Source organism: Lactiplantibacillus garii, assembly GCF_003885105.1.
GTDB lineage: Bacteria > Bacillota > Bacilli > Lactobacillales > Lactobacillaceae > Lactiplantibacillus > Lactiplantibacillus garii.
Genome location: NZ_QWZQ01000081.1, coordinates 1 through 4,002, shown reverse-complemented (window position 1 = coordinate 4,002; position 4,002 = coordinate 1). Strand labels below are relative to the sequence as shown.

Here is a 4,002-nt window from a genome sequence, read left to right as displayed (position 1 = left end):
CTAGCTTTTATAACTAATGACGTTTTCTTTACGTGGAAGTCGCTGATTGATGCTGGCTTTAAAAGTGATTTTGTAAAAAGAACTAAATTTGATGACTATGCGTATATTCGATTGATTTTTACTATTCCGTCAATTCGCACTATCCAAACAAATGGTTCAGTGTTTATTAATCAAAGCCAACCAACGCCTAAGTGTCCACCGTTAGTAGCCTTCCTGGCACAAGAATTGGGAGACGTTTCACGGGACATTGATGAATTTATAGCTGAACTTAACCACAAATTTGACTTGGATTTAGATCGAACCAAAATATTGGAAAAAGTCAATAAGAGTGACTTAGCCTGTTCTTTAGAAACAAACTGCATTTATCCTAGTCAAACTAGAATGTATGATGAGGTTTATCAGGGAATTAGTATTTAAGGATGACTAATCAGACGAATTGATTTAATCAATTACTAGTTAGATTCCTATTTAGTGTAATGAAGGGAGGACATGATGCGCTATAAAACAATTGCTGAACAGTTGGATATGAAACCAGTCGTGGATGTTGTTCCTTACAACGTTGACTACAGCCGCCAATTACAAGCAAGCGTCACGGATAAAGAATTGATTTTTGAGTATCCCACGGTTTATCTGATTTATGACCGGGCGGCTTCAAGACGTGGCAGTAAAGCGCCACAATTTAAGGTGTACGTGGGTGAGACGAGTGATATTGAGCGGCGGACTAGGCAGCATTTAGAAGATGATCCCAAAAAACGGACGGATTGGCTTGCTCTGAGTAAAAGCGAGCACGCGCAAATGATGGTGATTGGGGATTATTACTTTAACAAATCGTTGACGCTGGATATCGAAAATCGCCTCATGATGTATTTATTAAGTGTTGAGAGTATTAGTCAGCTAAATAATCGGCGCGCCAATCCGCAACGGAAATATTTCATGTCGGACCGTTTTGACGCCATTTTTGACGGTATCTGGTATGCGCTGCGGATGAAGCGACCGGATATGTTTCCCGAACAGCGGGAGGTTGAAAATTCTGCAATTTTTAAAGCTTCACCGTTTCATTCGTTAAACGCGGAACAAAATGAGAGTAAGCTGAAAATTTTTGATAAGGTTGAAACCGCGTTAACCGAGCGCAAAGCCAAGGCATTGACCGGGGATGCGACCGTTATTTTTATTGCGGGACAGGCGGGTACCGGGAAAACGGTTTTGTTGAGTAACTTATTCTACGATTTAACGGGAAGTAAATTGGTCAGTCCCGGTTCCGTGTACCTGCTGGTCAATCATGAACAACAAGTCAAGGTTTATAAAGCCATCGCGCATAAACTTGGTTTAGATAAGGACCAGGCGGACATCGTATCACGACCGACCCACTTTATTAATTCGCGACGGGGGAAGCCGCGGGTGGACGTGGTGCTAGTTGATGAGGCACATTTACTTTGGACCCAGGGAAAACAGTCGTATCGTGGCAACAATCAGTTGGATGACTTATTAAAACTAGCGAAAGTTGTCATTATCGTATTTGACAAGTATCAAATTTTAACCACGGAAGAGTATTTAGATGACAAAACGGTGCGACGCTTAGAAGACGGCGCGGCGGCCCGGGGGAACCGGATCGAACTGCTTGATCAGGAACGGATGGATGCTAATCGGGAAACGATCAACTGGATCAGAAGCCTAGTCATTGGGGGAACGGTGGCGACCATTCCGGATGATGAAAGTTATCAGTTAAAAGTTGCGCAATCTCCCGAAGGATTGTATGAAAAGATAAAATTGCTTGATCAACAAAACGACCATGGTAACGCCAGTTTATCCCGCATGCTGGCCACGTTTGATTGGCCGTACGTGGATAAGAAAAAGCCTGCGGATGATGATTATTGGCGCGTAAAGGTGGGTCACTGGAGTTTGCCGTGGAACTTACAACTTAAGGTTTCTAAACAAGAAACAAAGCGCAATAAGGAATTGGCTTGGGCAGAACAGGCACAGACGATTAACGAGGTTGGATCAACTTTTACCATTCAGGGATTTGACTTAAATTATGCCGGTGTAATTATTGGGCCGGCGGTTAAGTACCGTGACGGAAAAATTATATTTGATCCCAAGGCTAGTAAAAACAAAAAGGCGACTAACAAACGAACTTGGAAGGGCCAAAAAATCAACGTGGCGAATGAGTTATTACGCAACGAACTTAACGTTTTACTAACGCGCGGGGTTCACGGGTTATTTATCTACGCGGTAGACGCGGCGTTACAAGCAGAATTATTAAAGGCTGCCGGAACGACACATATTTTGGAGGACAATAATGGATTATCCAGAGATTGAACAAGCTTTAATTGAATTTAGAAATAAGAAGGGTTGGCAAAAATACCACAATTTGAAAGACTTGGCGCTTTCCCTGAATCTTGAGGCCAGTGAAGTTTTAGAAATCTTTCAATGGAAGCCCAGCGATACCAAGCTGACAGACGAAGAAGAAAAACACTTGGAAGAAGAATTAGCCGACACGCTAATTTACACGTTTTACATGTGCGAAAAATTAGGCGTGAATCCGTTGGACATCGTCGCTAACAAGATGAAGTTTAATCAGGGGAGACACTGGAAGACGGAAAAATAGGTTATTTAATAATTGAGAATTGAGGCGCATACAGATGAAAAAACAAATTACAGTAGTCGGTGCCGTATTGTTAGAGCAAGGGAAAATTTTAGCCACAAAACGTAATGATGATCGTATCTTAGGAACGTTATGGGAGTTTCCAGGTGGAAAAGTTGAAACGGGTGAGACGCATCAACAAGCACTGGTACGTGAATTGATTGAAGAATTTGATGATCAAATTGTAGTTGGGGATAGAGTTGCAACTAGTCGTCATGAGTATGATTTTGGTGTAGTTAACTTAACAGCGTATTACGCGAAGTTTCTAACACATAATTTTGATCTAATTGCTCATAGCAAAGTTGAATGGATTTCACAAAATCAGTTAAAAACTCTGAATTGGGCAGATGCGGACCAGGCAATTGCGAATGCTTTAATGGATGCCGATCTTTCACAGGTGAAGTTTGATGAAATTAACTGACATACAAACGAAGATTGCTAATTCACTTTCTAACGGTTTTGTGGATCAACGATTTAATGGCCCAGAAGAACTAACACCTCAATTTATTTATAATAATAAGGGCGACTCAATGTTAATACATATTGAGCGTGAGTTAGCTAACTGTTCATCATATACTTTTGTAATTGCTTTTATAACTGAAAGCGCATTGGCAGCACTTAAAGTTAAACTAGCTGATTTAGCAATGAAAGGAATCCATGGACGCATCCTAACAGCGGATTACTTAACTTTCAATGCACCAAAGGTTTTCCAGGAACTTTTAAAACTTCCCAGTGTTGAAGTACGAATTGCTGATGTTGCAGCTTTTCATGCCAAAGGGTATATTTTTGATCACGAATTAGATCAGTATCAATCAGTTATTATCGGAAGTTCTAATTTAACTTCCGGTGCGTTATTGCGTAATTATGAGTGGAATGTCAGGTTTACGTCTCATGATAATGGGATTTTAACCGCCCGGTTAATACAAGAGGTTGAAGATGAGTGGCGCCAAGCTCAGCCTTTGACGGATCATTGGATCGACCAATATCGGGTTCGCTATGAGGAGAAGCCAAAGTTGCAAATCACGGAAGACTTATCCGAGACAACGACTCAATATGCAATCGGAAAACAACAAATTGAACCTAATCATATGCAACAAGATGCATTGAGTAACTTAAAGCAGATTCGAGCGCAAGGAGCTCGGCGGGCATTAATTATTTCTGCCACTGGAACAGGAAAAACCTATTTAGGTGCGTTTGATGTTAAGGCCTATCATCCCCACCGTTTTCTTTACATCGTACACCGGGAACAAATTTTGACTAAAACTCTAGATAGCTTCAAAAAAGTCTTACGGGAAGGCTTTTTTGATCAATTTCAGACTGAATATGGGGAGCAAACCGCTGATAAGTTTGATGAGCAATTT

At 41.1% G+C, this 4,002-nt stretch carries 5 protein-coding genes; all 5 read left to right on the top strand.

Features of this window, described 5'->3' with window-relative positions:
* On the top strand, nucleotides 1-417 hold a 417-nt coding region (locus D1831_RS14725; protein ID WP_225422904.1), incomplete at its 5' end, for a hypothetical protein.
* A 75-nt stretch (nucleotides 418-492) separates the two neighbouring features.
* Nucleotides 493-2,316, top strand: coding sequence for a DUF2075 domain-containing protein (locus D1831_RS13745; protein WP_125073405.1), 1,824 nt, complete (start codon nucleotides 493-495; stop codon nucleotides 2,314-2,316).
* Nucleotides 2,297-2,605, top strand: coding sequence for a nucleotide pyrophosphohydrolase (locus D1831_RS13740; RefSeq protein WP_125073404.1), 309 nt, complete (start codon nucleotides 2,297-2,299; stop codon nucleotides 2,603-2,605). The genes D1831_RS13745 and D1831_RS13740 overlap by 20 nt, the downstream gene beginning before the upstream one ends.
* A gap of 34 nt (nucleotides 2,606-2,639) precedes the next feature.
* Nucleotides 2,640-3,062 carry a (deoxy)nucleoside triphosphate pyrophosphohydrolase gene (locus D1831_RS13735; RefSeq protein WP_125073403.1) on the top strand — a complete coding sequence of 141 codons (423 nt, stop codon included), beginning with the start codon at nucleotides 2,640-2,642 and terminating at the stop codon, nucleotides 3,060-3,062.
* Nucleotides 3,049-4,002, top strand: a 954-nt coding sequence (locus tag D1831_RS13730) for a DEAD/DEAH box helicase family protein (protein ID WP_158610677.1), incomplete at its 3' end; no start/stop codon positions are given. The genes D1831_RS13735 and D1831_RS13730, both read left to right, overlap by 14 nt.